General features: G+C 53.4%; 3 protein-coding genes. 2 read left to right on the top strand and 1 reads right to left on the bottom strand.

Annotation, left to right across the window (positions count from 1 at the left end; genetic code table 11):
• Window positions 1–56 precede the first annotated feature (56 nt).
• Entirely contained in the window at window positions 57–317 is a 261-nt protein-coding gene (locus P1P89_23120) for a hypothetical protein (GenBank protein MDF1594416.1), read from the bottom strand.
• Between the two features lie 326 nt (window positions 318–643).
• Here P1P89_23120 and panB point away from each other — a divergent pair, with 326 nt between their 5' ends.
• Window positions 644–1432: a 3-methyl-2-oxobutanoate hydroxymethyltransferase gene (gene panB / locus P1P89_23115; protein ID MDF1594415.1), complete on the top strand. Its 789-nt coding sequence runs from the start codon at window positions 644–646 to the stop codon at window positions 1430–1432.
• Between the two features lie 2 nt (window positions 1433–1434).
• Window positions 1435–2313 (top strand): DUF2520 domain-containing protein, encoded by an 879-nt coding sequence (locus tag P1P89_23110; protein ID MDF1594414.1) that lies wholly within the window; start codon window positions 1435–1437, stop codon window positions 2311–2313.
• Window positions 2314–2438: the final 125 nt, after the last annotated feature.

Here is a 2438-nt window from a genome sequence, read left to right as displayed (position 1 = left end):
TTTCTTCAGATACTGGCCTCCTTGAAAAAATGGCCGCATAAAATACGTCACAGTAATTACGAATTAGAGCACTTAGGATCGATCAGCGGCCGCACTTCGGTGATCCGAAACCGCACGGCAGCATGGATGGCCCGGGCGGATTTTTCGCCGGCAACTTCGGCAATCTGCGCCCGGATCTTTTCAGCCATCGCCCCCGCGGTTTCAGTGGCCACCTCTTCGAGGTACACCCGCACCCCCTTCCATTCCATGGGGGATTGACCGGGTTCCATCAGGATGAAAACAGCCTTGGGGTTTTCCTGAAAGTAATTATTGAACATTGCCTAATCCTTACAACTCAATCGGAAATATTTTTGTGAACCGTCAAAGTAATCTTCAAAACAATTTATCGTACGACCGTGAAGACCAGCCGCATGGTCGCCTGATAAACAGTAGAAACGGGGGTCGGGGCTTGGAGACCGGCGGAGAATTAAGGATTCGTCAGCTGGCAAGGGTGATAACCTTAGTCTTCAGCCTTCAGCCTGTCTAAAAGACTCAAGATTATAAAATCACCTCAAATTACGAAACAACCTGCATATTTCCCTTGACAGCTTATCCGACACTTTATAAATAATATATAAAAATAATAAGTTAGGAGGATTCAGGGATGCCGTCTAAAGTTACGCTGACCACGCTTTACAAGATGAAGGAAAAGGGTGAAAAAATTGTCGCCCTCACCGCCTATGATTATCCCTTTGCCAAAATGGTGGATGAATCCGGCGTACACATGATTCTGGTGGGAGACTCTCTGGGGATGGTGGTGCAGGGAGAACAGAGCACCCTGCCGGTTACCATGGATGAGATGGTTTACCACACCCGCATCGTTTCCAATGCCGCCGCTTATGCCATGGTAATCGGGGACATGCCGTTCATGTCCTACCAGGCCGGTATCAGCGAAGCGGTCTCCAATGCGGGGCGTTTTTTAAAAAAGACCACGGCCAGCGCCATCAAACTCGAGGGCGGGGCAGCGGTCAGCAAAACCATCAAGGCCATTTCCGAAGCCGGCATCCCGGTCCAGGCCCACATCGGCCTGACCCCGCAATCAGTCCATCAGATGGGCGGGTTTCGCGTCCAGCGCGATGCGGAGCGTCTGCTGGCCGATGCCCTTGAAGTGGAATCGGCCGGGGCTTTTTCCGTCGTCCTGGAGGGCATCCCGGCTGATATTGCCGCAAAGATAACGGCCACCCTGAAAATTCCCACCATCGGCATCGGCGCCGGGCCGGACTGCGACGGTCAGATCCTGGTCCTGCACGACCTGCTGGGCTTAAACGACCGGCACGTCCCCAAATTTGCAAAACAATACGCCCGCCTCATCGATACGGCCAAGACCGCCATCAACCAGTACGCGGAAGACGTTGAAAAAGGGACCTTCCCGGGCAAGGAGCACTGCTATTAGCCATGGGATGTTCGTTTAGCATCGTCGGATGCGGCAAGGTCGGAAAAGCGCTGGGGAAATTTTTAGCGGCCGCCGGATATGATGCCGTTGGAACCGCCAGCAAAAGCCGTTCTTCCGCTAAAGAAGCGGCGGACCTTTTAAACACCGGCCGCTACAGCGACATCCCCTGGGAAATCACACCTTCCGCCGATGTGGTTCTGATCACCACCCCGGACGGCGCCATTGCCGACACCTGCCGTCTGATAGCCGAAAACAAGGGCTTTAAATCCGGCAGCGTGGTCCTGCACTGCAGCGGGGCGCTGCCTTCGACCATTCTTTCATCCGCCGGCAGCTGCGGCGCTGCTCTGGGATCGATGCACCCCCTGCAGAGCTTTGCCGCCGATGATTTCAGCCGCAATCCCTTTAAGGGCATCATCATTGCCGTGGAAGGCGAACCCAAGGCGCTGGCCACTGCAAGAGAAATGTCCGCAGCCCTTGGTGCGACCCCCCTGACCATCCAGACTGCAGCCAAGACCCTCTATCATGCCGCGGCGGTAGTGGCATCCAACTATCTCGTAACACTGTTGTCACTCGCTTTCAGGCTGCTGGCCGAAGCGGGCATTTCCGGCCCGGCTGCCTACAGTGCCCTGCAGCCCCTGATCCACGGCACCCTGACCAATATACAATCCATCGGCATCCCCCAGGCCCTTACCGGCCCCATTGCCAGGGGCGATATTGAAACAATCAAACAGCATCTTGTTGAAATTGATTCCAAGACGCCGGAATTAATGAATCTTTTTAAATCCTTGAGTTTTCACACCATTGATATTGCACTGGCCAAGGGATCGTTGGCAGAGACGGATGCAGCCACGTTGAGGAGTATCCTAAGGAAAAATTATTAGTTCCATATTCCAGAGTTTGTCTGCAAATCATTTCTGACCATTCTTTACTAATTTGACTTCGTAAATTTTGTTTAGCCATTCTGCCGTCCCCGCATTCGTTGTTTTCGCGTGTGTGATTCTATGGC

It is taken from the genome of Desulfobacterales bacterium (assembly GCA_029211065.1).
Classification (GTDB): domain Bacteria; phylum Desulfobacterota; class Desulfobacteria; order Desulfobacterales; family JARGFK01; genus JARGFK01.
Note: the sequence above shows the minus strand (reverse complement) of the source record. Positions and strands in the feature narration are given on the sequence as shown.